The organism is Paenibacillus plantarum (assembly GCF_013141695.1).
GTDB classification, from domain to species: domain Bacteria; phylum Bacillota; class Bacilli; order Paenibacillales; family NBRC-103111; genus Paenibacillus_E; species Paenibacillus_E plantarum.
This window is the reverse complement of record NZ_WHNY01000093.1, coordinates 86,866-111,424: the sequence shown is the minus strand read 5'-3', so window position 1 is coordinate 111,424 and position 24,559 is coordinate 86,866. Positions and strand designations below refer to the sequence as shown.

The 24,559-nt window shown below is 46.5% G+C and carries 18 protein-coding genes; 15 read left to right on the top strand and 3 right to left on the bottom strand.

The annotated features are described in order from the left end of the window. Positions 1-134: 134 nt before the first annotated feature. The 9 genes from GC096_RS37445 (at position 135) to GC096_RS37405 (ending at position 13,283) form a co-directional block, all read left to right on the top strand. Positions 135-3,206 (top strand): response regulator, encoded by a 3,072-nt coding sequence (locus GC096_RS37445; RefSeq protein WP_171638253.1) that lies wholly within the window; start codon positions 135-137, stop codon positions 3,204-3,206. A 482-nt stretch (positions 3,207-3,688) separates the two neighbouring features. Beyond that, the gene (locus tag GC096_RS37440; protein ID WP_246303288.1) at positions 3,689-5,431 is read left to right on the top strand and encodes a sensor histidine kinase; all 1,743 of its coding nucleotides are present in this window, start codon (positions 3,689-3,691) and stop codon (positions 5,429-5,431) included. After that, positions 5,424-6,512, top strand: coding sequence for a response regulator (locus GC096_RS37435; protein ID WP_171638249.1), 1,089 nt, complete (start codon positions 5,424-5,426; stop codon positions 6,510-6,512). Before GC096_RS37440 ends, GC096_RS37435 begins: the two co-directional genes overlap by 8 nt. A gap of 121 nt (positions 6,513-6,633) precedes the next feature. Continuing rightward, a complete protein-coding gene (locus tag GC096_RS37430) occupies positions 6,634-7,944 on the top strand; it encodes an ABC transporter substrate-binding protein (RefSeq protein ID WP_171638247.1) in 1,311 nt (436 codons plus the stop codon). A gap of 36 nt (positions 7,945-7,980) precedes the next feature. Then, on the top strand, positions 7,981-8,868 hold the full coding sequence (locus GC096_RS37425) for a carbohydrate ABC transporter permease (protein WP_171638245.1): 888 nt from the start codon (positions 7,981-7,983) through the stop codon (positions 8,866-8,868). Further along, positions 8,865-9,725, top strand: a complete 861-nt coding sequence (locus GC096_RS37420; protein ID WP_171638243.1) for a carbohydrate ABC transporter permease — start codon at positions 8,865-8,867, stop codon at positions 9,723-9,725. The genes GC096_RS37425 and GC096_RS37420 overlap by 4 nt, the downstream gene beginning before the upstream one ends. 35 nt (positions 9,726-9,760) lie before the next feature. Continuing rightward, positions 9,761-11,425 (top strand): cellulase family glycosylhydrolase, encoded by a 1,665-nt coding sequence (locus GC096_RS37415; RefSeq protein WP_312886424.1) that lies wholly within the window; start codon positions 9,761-9,763, stop codon positions 11,423-11,425. A gap of 164 nt (positions 11,426-11,589) precedes the next feature. Continuing rightward, on the top strand, positions 11,590-12,051 hold the full coding sequence (locus GC096_RS37410; RefSeq protein ID WP_171638239.1) for a MarR family winged helix-turn-helix transcriptional regulator: 462 nt from the start codon (positions 11,590-11,592) through the stop codon (positions 12,049-12,051). A gap of 26 nt (positions 12,052-12,077) precedes the next feature. Further along, on the top strand, positions 12,078-13,283 hold the full coding sequence (locus tag GC096_RS37405; protein ID WP_171638237.1) for an MFS transporter: 1,206 nt from the start codon (positions 12,078-12,080) through the stop codon (positions 13,281-13,283). Here the strand turns inward: GC096_RS37405 and GC096_RS37400 are convergent. Both GC096_RS37400 and GC096_RS37395 read right to left on the bottom strand, forming a co-directional pair. After that, the gene (locus GC096_RS37400) at positions 13,237-14,337 is read right to left on the bottom strand and encodes a bifunctional transcriptional activator/DNA repair enzyme AdaA (protein WP_171638235.1); all 1,101 of its coding nucleotides are present in this window, start codon (positions 14,335-14,337) and stop codon (positions 13,237-13,239) included. The genes GC096_RS37405 and GC096_RS37400 overlap by 47 nt on opposite strands. 106 nt (positions 14,338-14,443) lie before the next feature. Beyond that, positions 14,444-15,301, bottom strand: coding sequence for an AraC family transcriptional regulator (locus tag GC096_RS37395; RefSeq protein WP_171638233.1), 858 nt, complete (start codon positions 15,299-15,301; stop codon positions 14,444-14,446). A 221-nt stretch (positions 15,302-15,522) separates the two neighbouring features. Here GC096_RS37395 and GC096_RS37390 point away from each other — a divergent pair, with 221 nt between their 5' ends. From GC096_RS37390 to GC096_RS37380, 3 genes are read left to right on the top strand one after another with little or no spacing between them, the layout of a single operon-like run. Continuing rightward, on the top strand, positions 15,523-16,704 hold the full coding sequence (locus GC096_RS37390) for a galactokinase (RefSeq protein ID WP_171638231.1): 1,182 nt from the start codon (positions 15,523-15,525) through the stop codon (positions 16,702-16,704). Position 16,705: 1 nt separating this feature from the next. Next, complete coding sequence (galE, locus tag GC096_RS37385) at positions 16,706-17,704, top strand: UDP-glucose 4-epimerase GalE (protein WP_171638229.1); 999 nt, start codon at positions 16,706-16,708, stop codon at positions 17,702-17,704. Between the two features lie 39 nt (positions 17,705-17,743). After that, on the top strand, positions 17,744-19,318 hold the full coding sequence (locus GC096_RS37380; RefSeq protein ID WP_171638228.1) for a UDP-glucose--hexose-1-phosphate uridylyltransferase: 1,575 nt from the start codon (positions 17,744-17,746) through the stop codon (positions 19,316-19,318). A gap of 590 nt (positions 19,319-19,908) precedes the next feature. Here the strand turns inward: GC096_RS37380 and GC096_RS37375 are convergent. Then, the gene (locus tag GC096_RS37375) at positions 19,909-20,082 is read right to left on the bottom strand and encodes a hypothetical protein (RefSeq protein ID WP_171638226.1); all 174 of its coding nucleotides are present in this window, start codon (positions 20,080-20,082) and stop codon (positions 19,909-19,911) included. 152 nt (positions 20,083-20,234) lie between these two features. Between GC096_RS37375 and GC096_RS37370 the strand changes: the two genes are divergently transcribed. Genes GC096_RS37370 through GC096_RS37360 form a run of 3 tightly spaced genes read left to right on the top strand, consistent with a single transcriptional unit; the run spans position 20,235 to position 24,263 of the window. Continuing rightward, complete coding sequence (locus tag GC096_RS37370) at positions 20,235-20,678, top strand: MarR family winged helix-turn-helix transcriptional regulator (protein ID WP_246303272.1); 444 nt, start codon at positions 20,235-20,237, stop codon at positions 20,676-20,678. A gap of 38 nt (positions 20,679-20,716) precedes the next feature. After that, positions 20,717-22,495: an ABC transporter ATP-binding protein gene (locus GC096_RS37365; protein ID WP_171638222.1), complete on the top strand. Its 1,779-nt coding sequence runs from the start codon at positions 20,717-20,719 to the stop codon at positions 22,493-22,495. Continuing rightward, positions 22,488-24,263: an ABC transporter ATP-binding protein gene (locus tag GC096_RS37360; protein ID WP_246303271.1), complete on the top strand. Its 1,776-nt coding sequence runs from the start codon at positions 22,488-22,490 to the stop codon at positions 24,261-24,263. Before GC096_RS37365 ends, GC096_RS37360 begins: the two co-directional genes overlap by 8 nt. The last annotated feature ends 296 nt before the right edge of the window (positions 24,264-24,559 follow it).

Sequence of the window (24,559 nt, the reverse complement as noted above, 5' to 3'; positions counted from 1 at the left end):
TTACAGTTAGTCTTTCGAACTAAATTCGTCAATGCTTACTAGGTACTGAGGAGGTCAATCAGGAAATTCGGATTGGCCTTTTTTACTAGGATCGTAGACATTATGTTATAATCGGCAAAGAGGGGTGATTACAAATGAAAGCGATTACTTTGATGAAGTCGATGTGGACTTTTATCATCATCATTGCTTTATTAATAGCAGTTATTGGAACGAACTTCTATCAGATGTTTGCCCTGAAGGGGACTCTTGACCATGTCAAGACGAATTGGATGCCGAGTATTGCTAGAATTGTAGAGATGCAAGAGCTCATTACACAAGAAAGAGTTCTTTTGCATAAAATGTTGCTCGAAACGGATAAGAATGCCCTTCTTACCGTGATTACCTCGTATCAGGATGTCCGTCGACAGTTTGATGAGAAGTATCGAGGCTACGAGTCTTTCATCAACTCCGAGAGTGAAAAACAGATTTATATGGAAGTGTCGGATAAAACGATAGATTATTTGCAGAAGGGTCAGCGTATCATCGATGCCGTCCAATCTGGCGATTATATCATGGGGAAGAGCTTGTTGGACAAGCTTGGAACGAAACGAGAGCAAGCCGATGCGAGCTTACATAAGTGGATTGATTACAATTTGATGGGGACTCAAAGGGATGTAGATCGAACTTCCAATCAGCGTGAGCTAGTACTTTGGATGGCGAGCATTTTCACGATTGTGGCGATTGCCATTGGGGCTGCCCTTGCCTTGCAGACGCGTTCTGTAAGAAGGAAGGGCGAACAGAAGTTGATGAAAGAGAAAGAGAAAGCTCAAAGCTATCTCGATCTCATTGATGTCATGATTGTCGTTTTGGACCGAGATGGCAGAATTGAGCTGTTGAACCGTAAGGGATACTCGGTGCTAGGTTATGAGGAAACGGCTACCTTAGGTAAGAATTGGTTTGAAGTTTGTGGGCCAGAGAATCTAGTAGAAATGCGGAAAGAGCGCTACCATGAATTCATGGAAGGCGATGCTTTGTCGGACTATTTTGAATCGCTCATCGTAGATAAATTAGGTGAAGAGCGCCTATACGGGTGGAGCAATAACTTAATTTGGACAGAGACGGGAGAAGTGGGCGGTGTTATCTTTGCGGGTGTCGATATTACCGAACGTAAGCAGGCCGAAGAGACGCTGAATCAGTACAAAGATCACCTAGAAGTGTTGGTGGAGGAACGAACATCAGAGCTGGAAACCAAGAATTTGCTTCTTGCTGATGCCAAGGAATCCGCCGAATCTGCTAATCGAGCGAAAAGTGAATTTCTAGCGAATATGAGCCATGAAATCCGCACACCGATGAACGCCATCATTGGATTGAATTATTTGCTCCAGCAAACAGAACTCACGGAGCGGCAGAAGGATTACGTCGGGAAGACGGTGCTCTCGGCCAAAAGCTTGCTAACAATCATCAGTGATATTCTTGATTTCTCGAAAATTGAGGCTAAGAAGATTGTTCTAGAACGCATCGATTTTGATTTGTATGAAATTATGAGCAATATATCGAATATCATCGGATTTTCGCTGTATGAGAAGGGGTTAAAGCTGCATTTCTCCATCCATCATGAGGTCCCTCAAGTCTTGAATGGTGATCCGTTCCGATTGAATCAAGTTTTACTCAATTTGGTGAATAATGCTTTGAAATTTACGGATGAAGGTGAAATCGCGATTGCGGTAAGTGTTTCTTCACAAGATGACAGCGGGGTTTCGCTGCGATTCGAAGTGCGGGATACAGGCATTGGGATGACACCTGCTCAGCAAGCTTTATTGTTCCACGGATTCACTCAAGCCGATATGTCAACGACCCGCAAATACGGGGGGACAGGTCTTGGACTAGTGATCAGCAAGAGTATCGTAGAGTTGATGCAAGGGGAGATTCATGTCGAGAGCGAGCTGGGGAGGGGGAGTTCCTTCATCTTCACAGTGAGGTTCGAAGTAGGTTCTGAGCACTTATTCAGTGCACCAGTAGCTTCCTATTTGAAATTCCTGCGTGTGCTCCTCATTTGCGATGACGAGGAAATGCGTCTTGTTCTGAAGAGTCAACTAGAACAGTTCCAATTTATTGTGAATGCCGTAGATTCTGCTCAAAGCGCACTTGAACAAATTAGCGTAAGCGGCCGCTATGATCTGGTTATGATTGATTGGAACCTTCAGGATGAGAAGGCACACACCTTGGCGGAGAAAATAAAGCTGGAGTATGCGACACCTGTGCAAGTGATCGTACTGATCAGTTCGTATCATGAATCTGAGCTTCAGCTGAAATCTCAGACGGCGTCTGTGAAAAAGGTACTCTATTATCCAATGAGCCAGTCGCAGTTATACAACCAAATAACGAACTTGTTCCAAGAACAGCTACAGATGAAGATTTCATCGCCACAGGGTGAGAAGGAAGCCAAAAAACTGCACATGCTCCGTAACACAGAGGTCTTGTTAGTGGAAGATAATGAAATCAACCAACAGGTGGCACAGGCCATTCTTCAGGAAATGGACATTCATGTAGACGTAGCAGAGAATGGCATCGAGGCGTTGAAACGGGTAGCGACTAAGCGGTATGATGCCATTTTGATGGATTTGCAGATGCCGCTCATGGATGGCTTTGAAGCGACGAGAAATATTAGGGATTTCGATCAAGAGACGCCGATTATCGCGATGACTGCTGATGCTATGCAGGGAGTCAAGGAACAGGTCGTGGAAGCTGGCATGGATGCGTATATTTCCAAGCCGTTTGAACCTATTCAGCTATTCAGCGTCTTACAGCGAACGATTCAGAGCTCGCGTGGGAGAGGGTATGCTGAGGTCGCAGCAGCGAAGCAAATCGAGGCGCTGCCTGTCTTGAACGCGGCGGAGGCACTAGGGCGCCTGGGACAAAATGTGAACCTCTACGAGCGGATTTTGCACAAGTTTGCAGCAAATCACACGAACGCCATAGATGAGATACGAGAGGCGATTAAGAACATAGACTATCCCGAAGCGCTGATGCTAGCTCATACGCTGAAAGGTGTGGCTTCCAACATCGGAGCAACGCCGCTCAGTCATACGGCTGATGAGCTTCAAACGGCGATTCATCAGGGTTCAGTCGGATTGCTGGAGGAGCTGTTGGAAACTGCCGAGGGTAGGTTGGCGCAGGTTAATCAGGCCATTATCGCGTATTTGGCAGCAAATGCTCAAGAGAAATAAAGGATGCTCTTAGTTCTTAGACGAAGATAAGGCTCTTTTTAAAAGCTTTTTTCCAAGGTTTAATGAAATATTTCATTTCCTGATACAAGAAACAGCGGCAGCCATGGACGAGAGACTACACTGGTACGCACAGTTTGGACACTTTGAAAGAGTGTTCAGACTGTGTGTATCTTTTTTGTATACTAAAATAAGCACCGGAGGGGATTACATCATGTCTAAGAAAATGAAGTTATTGCAAGACAGGAATCAAAAATTATACTCCTCGAGTCTCAGGTGGAATTGTTAAAAAAGCTAGATACGAAAGAAAGGTTGCCTACCTCCCATATGGCCGCTCAGAGACGGCTTATTTGTCGATGCGACCTTAGAGGATTAACGGTATCTCACACGAATTGTTTCTTATATGATTGAGTAGCGGCTTTTGGAATAGGAAGTGAAATGAGGGGATACTTCTGAAAAGAAAAATAGGAATCCGTTTTAGATTGATGGTCTTGATGATTTGTTTAACTACATTACCTGTTGTGACTGTAACCTGGCTTGCTAGCAGCAATACACGGCATTCGGTGGAACAGGAAATGATTAGTGCCAATAACTCACGTATGGAATGGGCTAATCAATATTTGAATGAGCTTATTGAGCAGATGAACATTTTATTTTATACGGTTCAGATCAATTCGGAATTAATGGGGAATCTCCAACAAATAGCTAATCCGAATTTAAATGTACAATATCAAACGCAAAAATATGTTGGTGATACCCTAACCTCATTATTACATTCCAATTCCCGTAAAATTGATGATTTTACGCTATATATTCATGAAAACAAACAGGCATTATCCGTAAGTTATGTTGGCCGTTTAATTTCTTTTATGGATATCCGGACTGGACCATGGAGCCGGATGTTGGAAACACCGACTAATATTTATTTTAAGCAGGAACTAAATGGGGTTTATGCGTTTCACAGTATGAATCGATTTGAAGATCGTAAGCTGTTGGGTGGTCTTTCCGTTAAGATCAACCGCAAGGTTTGGGATGAGGTCGGCAGTATTCTTGGATCTGAACCAGACAGCTCGATTTTCTTGAGCAACGATGAAGGGGAATTATTATCGGGGTCTAAGAATGAACAGGCATTAGGAGATATTTCCATGCTATTAAAAAGTCTTGCTGTACCTGATAGTGGTCTTGGCATTCAGAAAACCAATAAGTATTATTTCTTTATGCAGAAAGTTAGCAATGGTAAATTAACACTGATAAAAGCCATTCCGCTCGAAACGATAAATCGCAGCGCTCAACCTACGATTAATGCCGGTATAGTCACTGGGAGCTTATTTGTCGCTGCCTCGATCATTCTCTCTATCCTTTTTTCGCTTCGTATTAGTAAGCCGATTATAAGTCTAGCACGAACCATGAGAAGAGCGGAAATTCAAAGCTTTGAATTGAAATCTGTCAAAAACAGTGATGAACTTGGCCTGTTGGAGCATGGTTACAACTCAATGATGCAACGCATTAAAGAGTTAATTGAAGTGGAATACCAAGGGAAAATAGATATTAAGACTGCGCAACTGAGGACACTACAAGCTCAAATCAATCCGCATTTTCTCAACAATACCCTTCATCTAATCGGAGGGATGGCTTTAGAGAAGGATGCGCCTGAGATATATCGAGTTACACGGGTGATCGGAGATTTATTAAGATATTCAATCAGTACAGGTAGCGATTTAGTTACGTTTAGAGATGAGCTCAAGCATATGCAGAACTATATCTTTATTCAGGAGCAGCGGTTTACAGGGCGATGTCAGGTGGTGGTTGAGAAAGATGATTTGCCTTCGGAATGCCGGCTTCCCAAATTTACACTTCAGCCTATCGTAGAAAATGCGTTTGAACATGGACTGCATAAAAAAGAAGGCAGCTGGCTCGTTGAGGTAAGAATCAAACGAATCCGTAATCAAATTCTAATTGCTGTTCAAGATGATGGCATAGGTTTAGACGAAGAGAAGCTTGGACTAATCCGAATAGGATTACGTTCTGGTAATGAAAATAACTCGAAATTCTCTGAAGATGAGCAAAGCGGGATAAGAAAAGGCATTGGTTTGAAAAATGTTGATTCTCGGTTGAAGCTGCATTTTGGCGAAAGATATGGTGTACGTATTTTCAGCAAGCTAGGGAAGGGAACGATCGTTTTATTCATATTGCCGATACAGGAAAAGGAGGAGTTTGAAGATGTATAAAGTGATGATTATAGACGATGAGCCTTGGTCAAGAAAAGTGATCAAGCAGCTTGGAGAATGGAACAAACTCCAATTAACGATAATAGGAGAGGCAGAGGACGGAACACAAGGGTTGCGAATGGTCGCAGAGCTAGCACCTGATATCGTGGTAACAGATATGAGAATGCCGGGTATTGATGGTGTCGAGCTCTTAAAGGCGCTGAATGATAAACATCCTTTGCTTAAGATCATTGTGATGAGTGGTTATGATGATTTTGTTTATTTAAAGCAAGCTATTCGATCCCAAGCGAAGGAATACTTATTAAAACCGGTGGACCCCGAAGAGCTGAATGCTGCCCTAGCGCAATGTGTTCGTGAACTGCAGCAAGCCAAGCAAATTTCAGAAGTATCTTGGAAAACACCGCTTGTATTTGCCGATGCGGCTTCACTCGATAAGTATTTGGAATATCGTCAATTGATCTATGGTTATATGTTGGATTTAAACGCATCAGGTGTCATTCAAACATTGAAGTCATTAGGGGAATTTATGGAGCCGATGCAGGCTGAACAATTCGATGGCAGTATTCTGAATAAAATTGGTCATGACTTTACCTTAATGCTCGAAGAATTTGTTTCGACAAGTGAGCTAGAATGGAACCATATCATATCTGAATTGGAACAACAGCCGTCCGTTCAAATGGGTTGGAATTCTGTGATAGAGACCATTGGACAGATTGAACGCATGTATAATCAGGCTATTGCTTTACTATTGGAGGCACGGAAAAATAGAAATAAGCTGGATTTGCGAGAGGTGACCGCGTACATCAATAGGCATTATAACGAATCGATTAGTTTGGAGTCACTCGCCGCTTATTTTTATATAAGTAAGGAGCACTTAAGTCGGGCATTCAAAACATTCTCCGGAGAAACGATGACCGATTATATTCATCTCAAACGCATGGAAAAAGCAAAAGAACTCATTGTGGATCATAAGTTGTCAATTAAGCACGCTGCTGAAATGACAGGGTATCCAGACCTTGCCTATTTCTACAGGGTGTTTAAAAAACATTATGGAATTGCCCCAGGAGAATTACGGAAATAAATGGATTGTTTTTCCGAGTTACATCAATATTGTGCAATAGAAGATGTTAATATCCTGAAATGAATATAGAAAGCGCTTCCACTATACTGAAGGAGCAGTTAAATCAGGGGGGGAACGATCCATGAAGAAAACGCTTAATATGAGTATTATCCTAGGCTTGATATTAGCTGCAGGATGCGGCACTAGCACAAATAAGACGAATACAGACGCTAGTAGTGCAGCACCTGCAAGCACACCAGTCAGTACAAAGGCAACTGCAACTCCGAAAAAAGTAGAACTCAATGTATTTATGAGCTATCCCCAGTATAAAGAACAATTTGAAAAATACTTCGAGCAATTTAAAGCAAAAGAATTGGCAGAGAAAAATGTAGATGTCACGATTAAAACGGAAATGCCTAATTCCGATCAATCCAAGCAGATCTTACAAACTCGTCTAGCATCGAATGACGCACCGGATTTGTTTACCATTCATGCAAATGATATTCCGGCTTATTATAAAGCAGGTTACCTAAGTGATTTATCTAGTCAAGCAGCCATTAAAAGCTTATATGAACCCGTGAAGAAAACCGTTACGATCGATGGTAAAATCGTCGTGCTGCCTTTTGAAAGCACAACATGGGGATACTTGTACAATAAAAAAATATTCAAGGATTTGGGCATAACACCTCCAAACACATTGGATGAAATGAAAGCTGTTATCGCAAAAATAACTGCAGCGAATATTGCACCATTTGAACTGGCTTTTCAAGAGTCATGGGTCCCACAACTTATGACTGCGCAATCGCTTGGTGGTATTGTTTCCTCGAAGCATCCGGATTGGATTGAAAAGATGAGTGCGGGTCAGGCTTCATATAGTGACGTGGCAGCCATTTTTGATATTATCGATCTCATTAACGCAAACGGCACGAAAAAACCTTTCGAGGTTGGTAATGAAGCTGGTGCCGCTGAATTTGCCAATGGAAAATCCGCTATGTGGGTACAAGGTCCTTGGAATGCGGATGCCATTCTCAAAGTTAATCCAAGCTTTGAAATGGGTGTTGCAGCACTACCTGTAAGCAATGATTCCAAAGATACCATGATTAATCTTTCAACCTCTACTTCCTTAGCTGTATCGCCAACAACTAAAAACAAAGAAGTAGCACTTGATTTACTGAACTATATCCTGGATGAGAAAGATTCTTCCGCGCTATTTAAACAATTGAAATTCAATCCTATCTCTACTGTTCATAAATTTGAAGTAAATCCGTGGGTGAAGGAATCCTCAGCCTATGTAGAAAATGGGAAAGCGTATCAGGATTTGAAGCTGCCAAACGGTGTTACAGACGAGCAAGCTAAATTGTTGCAAAGCTATTATGCTAAAACCGTTACCAAAGAGCAGTTTATTAAAACAATGGATAAAACATGGGCAGCAGCAGTTAAAGCTGCTAAGTAAAGGCTGAGTAACGCGGTTAACTAGGAGTGATACAAAATGATTTTTACAAGGAATAGGAAGCAAAACATCATCCTGTTAGCCTTCGTTTTTCCCGCAATACTCTTCTATTCCGTTTTTGTACTCGCCCCCTCTTTTGGGGGGATCTGGTACAGCTTGACGGATTGGAATGGGCTCAATCCTACCTATAATATGGTGGGATTAAGCAACTATATCGAAGCGCTCACAGATGATCCATACTTTCTGGATGCCATTTGGTTTACACTCAAATACGTTATATTCATGGTCGTATTATCCAATTTTTTGGCTATCCTTTTGGCAGTGTTAATAGAATTACAAAAACGAAGTAAAGTTTGGTTTCGGACGATCTTCTTTATGCCAAATATGATTAGCTTAATTATCGGCGGGTTTATGTGGATGTTTATTTTCACTAAGGTTTTACCCTATATAGCTGAACATACGATCTTTCACTTTTTAGACCAATCGTGGATAGGGGATCCAAGATTCTCCTTTTATACACTCTTGATCCTTTCCCTCTGGAGTGGAGTAGGATACTTAATGGTCATATACATCGCAGCACTTCAAGGGGTGCCGCAACAGATGAAAGAAGCTGCTGCTATAGATGGGGCGAATGCGATGCAAACATTTCGAAATGTTACGCTACCCATGATATATCCAGCTTTGACCATTGGTCTTTTCGTGACTTTAAACGGTTCCTTTAAAGTCTTTGATGCGGTTTTTGCTTTGACTGGCGGTGGACCGGGGCGGGCTACACAGGTTATCGCGCTTAATATTTATGAAGAAGCATTTAGTCTGAGTAGTCGATATGGTTATGCTAGCGCTAAGGCAATGATTCTGTTCTTGATTGTCTTTATCGTCACACTCGTTCAATTGTGGATCATGAAAAGAAGAGAGGTGGAAGCATGAGTAGTCAAGATACACGTGTTGGACTTAGCCTAATAAGTCGTCGTGCTGGCTCATCTCTTATTTTTCTCTTCCTGCTCGTCGGAACGGTTGTGATGTTATTTCCAATCTATATGGGATTATTGAATTCTGTGAAAACGCAAAGCGAGATGTTGACGAATATTCTATCCTTTCCTGCTGATTTTCAATTTTCCAATTATTCGAGCGCCTTTGAAAAAATACATTTTTTAAGAAGTCTATCGAATACGATCCAAATTGCTGTTGTTGGTTTATTTGGGATTATTGGTTGTGCTTCCCTGGCTGGATACAAGCTGTCCAGAACGAAAGGGAAATTGAGTGCTTTTTTGTTTGGACTTTTCATACTTTCAATGTTAATCCCTTTTCACTCGGTCATGATCACTCTCGTGAAAATATCTAGAGAACTACACATCCAAGGTTCGATTTATGGACTTGGCTTAATCTATATCGGGTTAGGTGTGTCCATGGCCATTTTTCTATATCACGGTTTTGTGAAATCCATTCCGCGAGATTTGGATGAAGCTGCCGTTATCGACGGCTGTGGAGAGTTTAAATTGTTCCTTACTGTGATTTTTCCGCTTCTTCTACCCGTCACAGCTACCATTGCGATTTTGAATTTACTATGGATATGGAATGACTTTCTTTTGCCACTTTTAATATTAACCGATTCAGATCGATATACACTGCTCTTATCAACGAATATGTTATTTGGAGAATACAGCAATGACTGGTCCAATATTTTAGCTGCCTTATTGCTGGCTATGCTGCCTGTCATTATCTTTTATCTATTTCTGCAAAAATATATTCTAAATGGAATTGCTGAAGGTGCGATCAAAGGATAATGCCATCAATTAGAGTGGAGAGGGGGAATCTTATTGTGATAACTGGAGGGCATGAAGTAACTGGGTTTTTAAAGGCCAAAGGCAAAAAGCTAATAAACGGTGAAGGACAGGAGATTCTGCTTCGCGGCGTTGGATTTGGCAGTTGGATGCTTCCTGAAGGGTACATGTGGCTTTTTCCTGATCAAGGAGATCGACCAAGACGAATCGAACAGATGGTTAAGGATTTGATTGGCGAAGAGAAGGCTGAGCAATTCTGGGAGATTTATTATAATCGATATACATCAGAGTCGGATATTCGGCAAATCGCTGCGGATGGTTACAATTCCGTTCGTGTACCGATTCTTGCCAGATTTTTGATAGAGGATAGTGAAGGTGAGGTTGTTCGCTATAATCAAGCTCATTTGAAGATCATGGACAACGTCATTGATTGGTGTCGTGAGCATAGACTTTATGTGATTCTTGATCTGCACGGTGCTACAGGAGGACAGACAGGAACGAATATCGATGATTCGGAGTTCGATAAACCTGAGCTGTTTACGAACGAACGGAATCAAGAGATCACAGTTGCGTTATGGAGAATGCTAGCTGAACGTTACAAAGATGAGTGGATTGTAGCAGGTTATGATCTCTTGAACGAGCCTTTGCCTGAATGGTTTTCAGCCTATAATGATCAAGTAATGCCTTTATATAAGCGAATTACTAAGGCTATCCGCGAAGTCGATGTCCATCATATGATCATTTTGGAAGGTGTGCACTGGGCTACAGATTGGTCGATTTTTAATGAAAAGTTTGACGATAATCTTATGCTTCAATTTCATAAATACTGGAACAACCCGGATACGGAGAGTATTCAGATTTATCTGGATAAGCGTGAAGAATGGAACGTGCCGATCTTTATGGGCGAAGGCGGCGAGAATAATAAGGAATGGTATGCTGGTGCATTTCGATTATTCGAGGATCATGACATCTCGTGGAATTTCTGGACTTGGAAAAAAATGGACAAAGCTAATTCGCCATGCACTGTGATCAAGCCAACAGGCTGGCAGCAGTTGATCGACTACTTAGAAGGCGGAGTTAAACCAGATGAGGCATCAGCCGAGCACATTTTATGGGAATACCTGCACAACATTTCTTTTGAGCAATGTTTGTATCAAAAAGAAGTAACAGATTCCCTTTTCCGCAGACCCTCGACTCGTATACCTGCTATTTTCTATGGGTACAAAGGAGAAGGGATAAGTTATGGGACCAAGTATCGTATGGTTGAAAACATTGGATTTCGGATAAATGACAGAACAGATATCCGCTTTATAGAAGGATCCAGAACGACACCTAACTTTCAACATGGCAAGGGGGAAAGTTGGCAAGCTGATGAACGGTTATGTGTTCAATTAACACCTGAAGATTGGTTGGCTTATGAATTCACAGTGTGTCATGCTTCCAAAGCATCGCTATATAAGGTTGATTTGCGTGCTTTTGCACCTAATGAAAGAGCGCAGATAGCTGTTTCAGTCGATGATAAAGTAATTGGTATGGTAGAGGTTGCTGGGAATTCATGGAGTACGCTGCGTTTGAATGACGAATTCCAGCTTAGTCCTGGATTACATCGTCTTGTACTTACATCCATGGTAAACATAGTACGCATGGATTGGCTCGAAGTTATACCGGTGAATGAGTTAAATCTGGATGGAAACAATGATTAGGACGAAGTAATACAGGCATTCACTCATTGAGTGGATGCCATTTTGCGTGAGAAACATTTCTTAACCCCCTTCTTTATCATAGGAAAAAAGGCCGTGGTAACATTGACAAAACATGTTGTCTAACATATAGTTGTTTAAACAACTAGTTGAAAGGGGCAACGTATATGTCAATCGAACCCCGCATGCTGCCAATCGGATTCGCGATGGGCGTTACGCACAGAAAGCTGACGGCGTTGTTTCAGCAACGACTAAGCGCTCATGGCATTACGCCCGAGCAGTGGTCTGCGCTGAATCAAATCGATCGCGCTCAAGGTTTGATCCAACGTGAAATCGCCGAACGGACCGGCAAGGATAAGCCGACGACGACGCGGATTTTGGATATTTTGGAGAAGAAGGGGCTTATCTATAAGAAAGCGGGCAATCGGGACCGGCGGTCTTTTCTTGTATATAGCACTGAGCTCGGGCAAGCGATCATTCGCGAAACGACGCCGATCGAAGACAGTGTGACGGCGGAAGTAAAAGCCTGCATTTCGGAAGAGGAATACGATATCATGATGGAGCTGTTGCTGCGCATTCAACTGCATATCGGCAGGAAACTAGGGCATACGGAGCTCGTAGAAGACTAATAATATTTGATGGAGATGACGCTAAAATGCAGCAAGAACAACAACAACAAACTCCATTATGGACAAGGCCTTTCATTGCTTTGACAATCTGTTTTTTTCTGTTATTTCTAAGTTTGCAAATGCTCCTTTCGTCCTTTCCAGCCTACGTGAAAAGTGAATTTCATGCAGGAAACATCCAGGTAAGCCTTGTGACGTCTGTATTCGCGCTGGCAGCCATCCTATCGCGTTTCGCGACCGCAGCGCTCATGCAACGCGTTTCGCGGATGAAGCTTCTGCTCGCGGGTCTCATTGTCGCTGCGGCTACTACGGCGCTGTACTCAGCCGCGGGCTCTGTCGCCACGTTATTGTCGTTGCGTATTGGCTATGGCATCGGCTTCGGAATGGCGAGCACGATTCTGCCGACACTCGTATCCCGTATTATCCCGTTGCGACGTATGGGGGAGGGCATTGGTTATTTCGGGTTGTCGACCAGTCTAGCCATGTCGATCGGTCCGTCTATCGGCTTGAATGTCATGAAACAAGACAGTTTCATGCATTTGACGATGATAGGATTGATTACATCCGTGGCTATCTTTCCGGTATTATGGCTGTCGCGTTCGAAGCAAACGAAGCCTGTTGGTCAAGTCGGTCTACCCAGATCCGCAGTAAAACCCAGATTCAATAGGAAACTGTTGTTTCCCGCGTTGCTGAACTTTTTTCTCTCCATCACGTATAGCGGTTTGCTTAGTTTCCTTGCTTTGTTCGGCGATTATGTACATATCGAACAGGTCGGCTTATTCTTCATGTTCAACGCCGTCACGATTATTCTCGTTCGTCCGTTTTCGGGACGAATCTTCGACCGCTTCGGGCATGCTTCGGTACTGATTCCCGCAGGAATGTTCGTCATGGCCAGCATGGCGGTGCTGTCGATTACGCATGACATGCCGATGTTGATCGTGTCCGCGCTGCTCTATGGCGTAGGATTCGGTGCCATTCAGCCTACGATTCAAGCTTGGATGCTGCGATTATCGAATCCGGAGCAGTATGGCATGGCGAACAGCATGTTCTACAATTCAACGGATTTCGGCGTTGCGCTCGGTGCAATTCTGCTTGGCGCCATCTCGTCAGTAACCAACTACTCGGTGATGTACAGATATTCGGCCGGCGTAATGGCAGTGTTCATCTTACTTGGAGCGCTGCAGCATTTCATGGCGTCAAAATACGCGTCAACGCCATCTGCCCGGGGGAATTAAGACGAATATTGGAGTTTTTTTCGTGAGACAACAACCATTTTTTGCGTGTTAATCCACCGCCATAACCGCCCAACTCACCATTCGAGTTAATAACACGGTGACAGGGAATCACAATGGCTAATTGATTGGCACCGTTAGCCTGAGCTACCGCGCGATAGGCGGTTGGCTTACCGAGTGAAGTGGCAATATCGGCATAGGAACGGGTTTCCCCTGACGGTATTTGTATTAATTGCTCCCAGACGCTTTGCTGAAAAGGTGATCCCATTAAAAAGAGCGGAGTCTTAAACTCATGTAGTTTACCTTCAAAATATTGAGTGAGTTCCCGTTCGATCGACTGAATGGGCTCTGTGAGACCAGGGATTATAGCGGATTTCGTTCTCTTTCTAAGCCGTTCTACTTCCAGTTCGAGTCCACGTCGATCAACAAATTCTAACAGAAAGAGTTTGCGCTCGTCTCCGATGGCAATCATGGGGCCGAGCCGCGTATCCAGCCATGCAGCTTTCAATACTTTGCTATCTTCTAATAGAGTAGGTGCTGCACCCATGATACGCGAGAAAGCATCTCTAAAGCCACTGCTGGAATCATAGCCAGATGCTAATTGTGTATCGATAATCTTCTCTCCTGATCGAATGTTCTTCAAGGCCAGTCCCATGCGACGTGCACGTGCATATTCTACAAAAGTCATCCCGAATCGTTTCTTGAATTGACGGCGGGCCGTGGATTCATCAACAGAGAGATCTTTGAAGTCTTGTTCTTTCCATCGTTTTTCGGGGTTGTTCTCAACGGCTTCAACGAGCAATGTGACAAGCTCTGAGACTTGATTCGGATGCGATAGTGGACGACATCGTTGGCAGGGTCGAAAGGAAGCCAAAAGCGCCTGCTTCGATGTTTCATAAAACTCACAATTTTCATACTTTGGTTTTCTTGCTGGACAAGTCGGACGGCAAAATACGCCGGTTGTTTTCACCCCTACGTAGAATACACCTTCATATTCCGACTTTTTGTCCACTAGCGCTTTATAATATTCTTGCTTAAGTTCATCATCAAGTATCATACGCACACCCTGTTTCATCATTTATATCTAAAGTATACAGCGTGCTTTCAGTGGGTATAGCCGAAAATCAGGCATCTATTTTTTGTTTAGATAAAAAGCATTCGGATTAGAGCAACTTGATCTGATTCCGATACTCACTCGGCGAGACGCCATACCAGCGCCGGAACTGCTTGGAGAAGTACAGCGGGTCATAGAAGCCTACTGACGCTGCGATCTGCTCAATCGTGAGCTCCAGCCGCTCCCGCAGCAGTAAGCGTGCTTTGTCCACGCGCAGCTTGAGCAAGAACGTCACCGGCGTCACCTTGGTGTGCCGCTTGAACATGCGCGATAGATAAGCGCGATTATAGCCTAGGCTCTCCGCCATCATTTCAATCGTAATGGGCTCCGCGTATTGCGTGGACAAGTAGTGAATCGCCTGCTGCACGATGCGGTCGCTCTCGTCTTCGGTGACCAGTCCTGCTACCACGGGGGCAGACATGGCTTCGCAGTACTCACCGAGCAACAAGCTGAGGTAGCCTGTCGCTTTGAGTTGCGCGTTGGATTTCTTGGATTTGAGCGCCTGCTGGATCTGGCGAAAAAGCACAGGCATATGCCGGTTGCGCGCGATATAGATGATGGGGTTCGCGGGCGTGAGGCCCGCCACACCAACGAGCTTTGCCGCTTGTACACCTGTAAAGGCGATCCAACAATAATGCCAAGGATCCAGCTCATCAGATACGTAGCTTATTAGCTGTTCCGGCTCAATGACGAAGCTGTCGCCAGCGCCAATGGCATACTCTTCTCCATGCGTGGAGAATACGCCTCGGCCTGATAACACATAATGGATTAAGTAATAGTCATAGACCTTCGGTCCAAGACGATGTTCTGGCTTGGTCTGACTTTCCCCTGCGAATAATACCGTGAAATCGCTCTCCCCAGCAGGAAGAGGGTTCGATACTACATAATAACTCTCAGGCTTTTGCATGACGTTTCCTCATCTCCGTTCGAAGACCATTCGTTCCCTTCACTGTATCATATATCTCACATAAAGAGGAAACTGCAAATCACATTTTTCCATGTAGAAATAACATGCCTCCATAGCCAATCCTTGGCGTATCTCTTATACTTAAGCTACAAACTTACACAAACAACATATCTAACAACAACCAAGCAAACATACCAATACAACTAAAGGCGGTGCCACACATGGCAGATTTGCAAGCTCTAAAAGACACGTTTATTGAAATTTATGGAGAAACAGCTGCGGAAATATCAGCATTTCACGCTCCAGGTCGAGTGAATTTGATCGGCGAGCATACGGATTACAACGGCGGTTATGTATTCCCGGCAGCTTTGACGTTCGGAACGACCTTGATCATTCGTCCAAGACAAGATCGCGTGATCGGCTTCGCTTCTACAAATTTGGCGCTTCGCAAACAAATTTCCATAGACGACTTGTCCTACCAAGAAGAGGATGATTGGATCAACTATCCGAAAGGCATCTTCGTTCACTTAGCGAAAGCAGGATTCCCAGTGACGCAAGGTTATGACCTTTTGTTCCACGGTGAAATTCCAAATGGTGCAGGACTCTCTTCCTCAGCTTCCATCGAGGTTGTTACAGCGTACAGCTTACTGACACTTGAGAAGTACCCGATCGATACAGTCAAAATCGCGCTGCTCGCACAAGAAACAGAAAACCAATTCGTCGGTGTAAATTGCGGCATCATGGACCAATTCGCTGTAGCGAATGGCAAGAAAGACAACGCGATCCTGTTGATGTGTGATACGCTCGAGTATCGTCATGTTCCTTTTCAAAGCGGTAGCTATAAGCTTGTGATCGGCAACACGAACAAACGCAGAGGTCTCGTCGACTCCGCCTACAATGAGAGAAGAAGTCAATGCGAGCAGGCGGTTACCTACTTGCAAAAGCAATTCCCAGACATCACACTGCTTGGTCAACTGAACCTTGAGCAGTTCAATGAATATAAACACTTGATCCCAGACGAAACGGTTCGCCGCAGAGCGGAGCATGTTGTGGAAGAGATTGATCGTGTTTTGAAATCCATCGAAGTACTTGAGAAGAATGACCTAGAATCCTTCGGTAAGCTGATGATCGGATCCCACGATTCCCTGCGTGACCTGTATGAAGTAACGGGCTTGGAGCTTGATACGATGGTTGCAGCGGCGTTGAAAGTGCCAGGTGTGTTAGGTGCACGGATGACGGGCGCAGGTTTCGGTGGTTGTACGGTTTCCTTGGTTCATGAAGACAGCGTTCAGACGTTCATCGACCAAGTAGGCGCAGAGTATACGGGCATTACAGGGCTTACACCAAGCTTCTATGTTTGCGATATTGGCAACGGTGTAGAGCAACTTGAGGAGGCGTTGTAAAATGGCAATTCTAGTTACAGGTGGAGCGGGCTATATTGGATCGCATGCGGTAGCAGAGCTTCTGGCCAAAGGCGAAGAAGTCGTTATCGTCGATAACTTGCAGCAAGGTCATAAGGACGCAGTACTTGGCGGTAAACTATACGTTGGCGATCTACGTGACGGCGAATTTATGGATACGGTTTTTGCTGAAAATAATATCGATGCCATCATTCATTTTGCAGCGAATTCACTCGTTGGTGAGAGCATGACCAATCCAGCGAAATACTACCACAATAACGTGTACGGAACCCTTTGCTTACTTGAAAAAATGACGCAATACGGCGTGAAACGCATCGTATTCTCATCGACGGCTGCGACGTATGGCGAGCCTGAAAACATCCCGATCCTTGAAAGCGATCGTACCTTGCCAACGAATACGTATGGCGAAACGAAGCTGGCGATGGAAAAAATGATGAAATGGTTCGATACGGCGCATGGCATCAAATATGTTTCATTAAGATACTTCAATGCAGCTGGCGCCCATGCAGGTGGCAAAATCGGGGAAGACCACAGCCCGGAAACGCATCTGATTCCGATTATTTTGCAGGTAGCGCTGGGTCAAAGAGCACATATCTCGATATTCGGCGAGGATTATGCAACAGAAGACGGTACTTGCGTACGTGACTACATCCACGTTAGCGATCTAGCGAGCGCACACGTGCTGGCGGTAGAGAAGCTGCGCGGCGGTGCGGACAGCAACATTTATAACCTTGGCAATGGCACAGGCTTCTCCGTGAAGCAAGTGATCGATATCGCGCGCAAAGTCACAGGCCATGCGATCCCTGCGGTAGTCGAGCCTCGTAGAGCCGGAGATCCGGCAACGCTAATCGCCTCCTCGGAGCGTGCAAGAGCCGAGCTTGGCTGGAAGCCAGCTTTGGATTCCCTGGAAGCGATCATTGAGAGCGCGTGGAACTGGCACCAGAAGCACCCGAAGGGGTACGCGGCTGAAGTGAACGTTTAACGTGAGGTTGAGGTTTTCACAAGAAAGGGAAGTGGCAATATGGAACGCACATTACAAACGCCGCAATCTGCAGCGTTAACAATAGAAAGACTCCTGCAGTTCGCTACCCAAAACGGATTGATCGAACAGTTGGATGTGTATACATCGCGTAATGCTTTATTGGATTTATTCGGTCTAGCGGAGCCTTTCCAAGGGGAAGTACCTGCGGAGAAATTGAGCAGTCCGGTTGGCTTGCTGGAAGAGCTGTTAGATGCAGCTTGGGAAGCAGGGCTACTGGAAGAGAACACGATGACGTACCGCGATTTGCTGGACGCACGTATTATGGGACTCATGATGCCCCGTCCTTCTGAGGTGGTCAGTGAATTCTGGAAGATCGCGAAAACGCAGAATGTGGAAGCGGCGACGGCTTATTTCTACAAGCAATCCATCGATTCCAACTATATTCGTATGGATCGTATTGCGAAGAATGCTTACTGGCTGGCTGAAACGACGTACGGGGATTTGGAAATTACGATCAACCTGTCTAAGCCGGAGAAGGATCCGAAGGAAATTGCGCTGCTCAAAACGCTGCCACAAAGCAGCTACCCCCTATGTCTACTCTGCGTAGACAATCTGGGTTATGCAGGCCGTGTGAATCACCCGGCTAGACAGAATCTGCGTGTCATCCCACTCGAGTTGGATAACGAGAAGTGGTACTTGCAGTATTCACCTTACGTGTACTATAACGAGCACAGCATAATCTTCCATGAAAAGCATATTCCGATGAAAACAACGGCAAATACGTTCTACCGTTTGCTCGACTTCATCGAACAGTTCCCGCATTACTTCATCGGTTCAAATGCAGACCTGCCGATCGTTGGGGGATCGATCCTGAACCACGATCATTTCCAAGGCGGGCGTCACAAGTTCCCGATGGAAAAAGCGCCAAGTGAGAAAGCATTCTCACATGCGGATTATGCTGGTGTGAAGGCCGCGATTGTGAAGTGGCCGATGTCGGTGCTGCGCCTGAGCGGGCACAACAAGCAACAGCTGTACAAGCTGGCGAGTAAGTTGCTCGACGACTGGCGTGCTTACAGCGATGCGGAAGCGGAAGTCCTCGCGTTCAGCGAGAAGGACGGACAGCACGTGCCGCATAACACGATTACGCCGATCGCCCGCAACAACGCGCGCGGCGAGTACGAGCTTGATCTGGTGTTGCGGAACAATCGCACCAGCGCAGAGCATCCGGATGGGATTTTCCATCCGCATCAGCACTTGCACCACATCAAGAAGGAGAACATCGGCTTGATTGAGGTTATGGGGCTGGCGGTGCTGCCAGGCCGCCTGCAAGAGGAACTGGCAGCGATTGCCAAGCTGCTCACCGGTGAAGCCGAGATCGGCCGCGAGCTAAGCGATCTGAGCCATCCGCTGCATAAGCATGCGGATTGGATCGCGGAGCTGCTCGCGAAGCACGGCGCGTCGCTGACGGCCGACGCGGCGAATGCGGTGCTGCAGACCGAGGTCGGCAGCAAGTTCATGGACGTCCTGCTCGACGCAGGCGTCTTCAAGAGAGACGAAGCCGGGCAAGCGGCGTTCGGACGGTTTTTGGCTGCGGTGGGCTTCGCGCAGCAGTAAGGTAGTGCGTATTCCCTGGTCGGTGGACCAGGGATTTTTTGTTGCGCGCGCGTAGTGGCGCGCGTTTGAGGCGCTGCTTCCAGTAGTGGCAGAATAACTGGATAAACTACAGCTAATTTCGAGGGGAATGATCGAAATTGGAGAATAACTGGAAAATGTACAGCTAATTTCCCTGAGTTCTCGCTTATGGCGCTAAATGGGCGAAATTACATGTAGGAAATCCATCTAATCTAAAATTTGAGAGGAAAAGGATGAAATTAGATGGAGGTTTTCCATCTAAGTGGTTGCTGGGCTACTTAATTACTCCCTAACACCCGCCAGCACCAACAGACGCACCATGCCCCACCCAGCCCCCCGCACCAGAAACAAGCCAATTACTCCTCAACCCACCCGCACCAACAGATGACTCATACCCATCAAGCCCCCGCACCAGAAAACAAGCCAATTACTCCCTAACCCAGCCGCACCAACAGACGCCTCATACCCACCCAGCCCCCGCACCAGAAAACAAGCCAATTACTCTCACCCCAACCGCCAGTACCAACAGACGCAGCATGCCCCACCCAGCCTCCGCACTAGAAACAAGCCAATTACTCCACCCCACCCGCCAGCACCACCATCCACCTCATCCCCACCATCCCCCCGCACCAGAAAACAAGCCAATTAGTCCCTAACCCGCCAGCACCAACAGACGCCCCATCCCCACCAAGCCCCCGCACCAGAAACAAGCCAATTACTCCCCAACCCACCCTCACCAACAACATCCTCCCCAAGCATCCTCCATACCAGCTCACTATTCATCCCAATTTCCTATCACCATGCCCACTCACGTGCACATGTAAAAATCGTATTGACAGGACAAGCAATGCTACCTAAAATATTAATTAGCCGACTAACTAAAAAGGAGGGCGTTTCATTGTCTCGCCATCACCATAATCCAGAATCGCTAACTCATTTGATGTCACATTTGCTGAAAATGCACCGACATACAATTGATCAAATCATTCATCCCTATGATGTTTATCCAGGGCAACCTCCGTTGCTGCTGGCATTGTCCGTAGAGGATGGACTTAGCCATAGCGAGCTAGCCTCGCGCATTCATAATAAACGGGCGACATTAAGCGTCATGGTTGACCGCATGGAGAAAACCGGCCTTGTCGAACGCCGTCCTGATGAGAACGATCAAAGAGTTACGCGTGTCTACCTGACCGAGAAGGGCAAGGAAGTCACGGTACATGTCAAAGAGGCGATCAATACAACGGATGAGATGATCTTTGCGCATTTTTTACCCGAGGAAAAGCTGCTGTTCCGCCGCCTTCTGCTTCAAATGAAAGATAATCTCCGTCCCAAAGAGGAGTAATTTGGTTAGCTGACAAACAAAAGAAAGGACATCATGCCATGTGGAAACTACGTTCGTTTGTTAAACCGTATTGGTTCATAACGCTGCTCGCTCCTTTGCTGATGGTGATGGAGGTATGTATGGATTTATCGCAGCCTCGCCTCATGGCGACCATTGTGAATCACGGTGTTGCTGAGGGGAATCTCGCATTGATCTGGTCGACAGGCTTACATATGTTAGGCGTCGCCATCATTGGTCTTATAGGCGGAGTGGGCTGTACATTTTTCACAGTGAAAGCTGCCCAGAACTTTGGCGCTGACCTGCGGATAAGCGTATTCGAGAAAGTCCAATCCTTGTCGTTCCGACAGTTGGATACATTCTCGACCGGTTCACTGATCACTCGTTTGACCAGCGATGTGATGCAAATGCTGAACATCCTGCAAATTTTACTGCGTCAATTTACGCGTGAAGCGTCGCTGCTTATCGGCAGTTTGATCATGGCTGTGGTCATTTCACCACGACTTTCCTTGATCTTGTTAGCTGTTGTACCGATTCAATTTGTCATTCTGTATCTGTTGATGAAACGCTCTACACCGCTTTTTCGCCAAATGCAGACGAAGATCGATCGCGTAAACACGGTTATGCAAGAGAGCACGACGGGCATTCGTGTGATCAAAGCTTTTGTTCGCGCCGCCTTCGAGCGGACCCGATTTGGCCAAGCGAACACGGACCTGCTGAACGCCAGCCTTAGCTCTGCTCGCGCCTTAGCTACAAGCGGGCCGCTGATGACGTTGATTTTGAACATAAGCATCGTTGCCGTTCTCTGGTTCGGCGGTGCTCAAACATGGAGCGGTTCGATGGCTATCGGCGATTTGGCCGCATTCATCATCTATATCAGCCAAGTGTTGTTTTCGCTTGTATCTATAACGAATACGCTGATGAATATTTCCCGTGCGCAGGTTTCCGCTGAACGGATTCGAGAGGTGCTCGATACGAAGGTGGATCCAAATGAACCTGCTCAGGATCAGGAAAAAGCAGAGCTACTTAAACCACACCAATCCTTGGCTACATCATCCACTGTGGTGGGCTGTGAGTTAGAATTTGAACGGGTTTCCTTCGTGTATGAGACAGCTCCCGATCAGCCAGTTCTCAAGGATATTTCGTTTAAAGCACTGCCAGGTCAAACCATTGGCATACTTGGGGCAACAGGTTCAGGTAAATCTACACTGGTTAGCTTGATCCCCCGACTCTATGACGCGTCCAGTGGACATATTCGTCTAAATGGCGTTGATGTGAAAGAGTTGCCCGTCGAACACTTGCGTAGCCAGATTGGCATTGTGCTGCAGCAGTCCATTTTGTTTAGCGGGACGATTCGCGACAACATTCTATTCGGCAAGCCAGGAGCATCGGAGGCAGAGATGGTGGCTGTCGCCCAAGCAGCAGAGGCTGATAGTTTCATCTCCAAACTGCCTGAAGGCTATGAAGCCAAGTTGGGGCAACGAGGCGTGAATCTATCTGGCGGTCAAAAGCAGCGAATAGCGATAGCTCGGGCCTTGCTTTTGCGATCCCCATTACTTGTGCTGGATGACAGCACGAGTGCAATTGATTTGGGCACGGAGAAACGCATCCAGCGTTCCTTGCAAGCGTTGATGGCAGGCAGCACACGCATCATTATCGCACAGCGCGTCTCCTCCGTTTTGCAGGCCGATCAAATCCTTGTCCTAGATGAGGGGCGTATCGCTGCGCGAGGAACACATGAGGAACTGTTGGCGACAAGCCAGCTGTACCAAGATATTTATAATTCCCAGCAAGGGAAGGAGGCGGCTCTGCATGGCTAACAAGCAAACGCGCAAACCACGCGCGAAAAACATCGGCGCAACCCTCCTTCGCATGTGGGGCTATCTGAGGCTACAACGTACCGGGCTGCTCACCGTTGCGATTTTGACAGTTCTCGGCAGCGGCCTTGCCTTGCTAGGGCCATTTTTAATCGGAAGAGCGATTGATGATTACATCATACCGCGAGACCAGGATGGACTGCTGGGGCTCTGTCTCCTGCTGCTGGGCTGTTACGTAGTCAGCGGGGCCGCGTCTTGGATCCAATCCTATCTGGTTGCTGGGGTATCCCAGCGGACCGTGTGGCAAATGAGACAGGATCTTTTTCGCCACCTGCACAAGCTGCCTATTAGCTATTTTGACAAGACCTCACATGGGGAACTCATGAGCCGCACGACCAATGATGTCGATAACGTTGCGACCACGCTCAGTCAAAATTTAACACAAATTATGACCAGCATCATTATGATTGTCGGGTCTTTGATCATGATGATTACATTGAATATTTGGCTTACGCTCATCGCCTTAATCACGGTTCCGATCGTGCTTTTCACAACCAAGCAAATCACGAAACATACCCAACGCTTGTTCAAAGAGCAACAGCAGAGACTCGGTGAGCTGAATGGCTTGATTGAGGAGACAATTTCTGGGCAAAAGGTTGTGAAAACATTCCAACGCGAAGCCGCTGCCGTCGATCAACTCGCTGCAATCAATAAGCAGCTTCGAGTCGCTGGTACTGGTGCGCAGCAGCTCTCGGGAATGATGGGGCCGAGCATGAATATGATCAATCATTTTAGCTTCATTTTACTGGCTGCTATCGGCGGTTGGATGGTGCTGAGGGGATGGACGATGGTTGGCGTGATTATCAGCTTTTTGAACTATTCGAAGCAATTTAGCCGTCCGATTAACGATCTCGCTAACCAGTACAATATGATTCAGTCGGGTATTGCGGGTGCGGAGCGAGTTTTTGAAGTGATGGATAATGAGACGGAGTACGAATCGAGTAAAGAGGGTGTCCAGCTAACGGATGTCAAAGGGGAAGTCGTGTTTCAAAACGTTTCCTTCAGCTACACCGACGAAGTGCCCACGTTGCATGAGGTTTCGTTCACTGCGGAGCCTGGTGATTTGATCGCTCTCGTGGGTCCCACGGGTGCTGGTAAAACGACGATCATTAATCTGCTAACTCGCTTCTACGATATAAATGAGGGCAGTATTACGATTGATGGCTTAGACATTCGTGAGATGGAAAAAGACAGCCTACGCAGCCAACTCGGCCTCGTGCTGCAGGATGTCTACCTGTTCTCGGGGACGATCCGAGAAAATATCCGCTTCGGCCGCTTAGACGCGACGGACGAAGAAGTCGAAGCCGCCGCGCAGCTTGCGAACGCGGACGGGTTCATTCGCAAGCTGCCGAGCGGCTATGACGCCAAGTTGACCGCCGGAGGCGGCAACTTGAGTCAGGGCCAGCGGCAGCTGCTCACGATCGCGCGGGCGATTCTCGCCGACCCCGCGATTCTTGTGCTCGATGAGGCGACGAGCTCCGTCGACACGCGCACCGAGCAGCACATCCAGCAGGCGATGGGCGTGCTCATGAAGGGGCGAACGAGCTTCGTGATCGCCCACCGGCTCAGCACGATCCGCGAAGCGAGTGCCATTCTGGTCATCCACGGCGGCGAGATCGTGGAGCGCGGTACGCACGAAGAGCTGTTGGCTCTTCGTGGGCATTACTATGATTTGTATGCGAGCCAATTCAGCGAAGCCAGCTCGCTTTGACGGACGTGGAGTCCGGCAGGAAATAGAAAGGGAGTTCCCGTGGAGGGGAACTCCCTTTTTGCTTAGCGTGAATCAGCCTGTTGACACTCATTTGTAGGTGCTAGCACTGTCCTCGCCAGTGACGAGTTAGTTTCCGTTCCCCCGCCAGTCCTCCGACAGAAACTATCTAGTCCCTAGCTAGCCCCACGCCCCGTCAATCCTGCTCCATTTTCTCACTGGTTCTCACCAGTCCCGTCCAAACCCGCACCATTCCCCGTAGTCCACCAGTCCTCCTCGCACCCGCCTACGCCACTCTC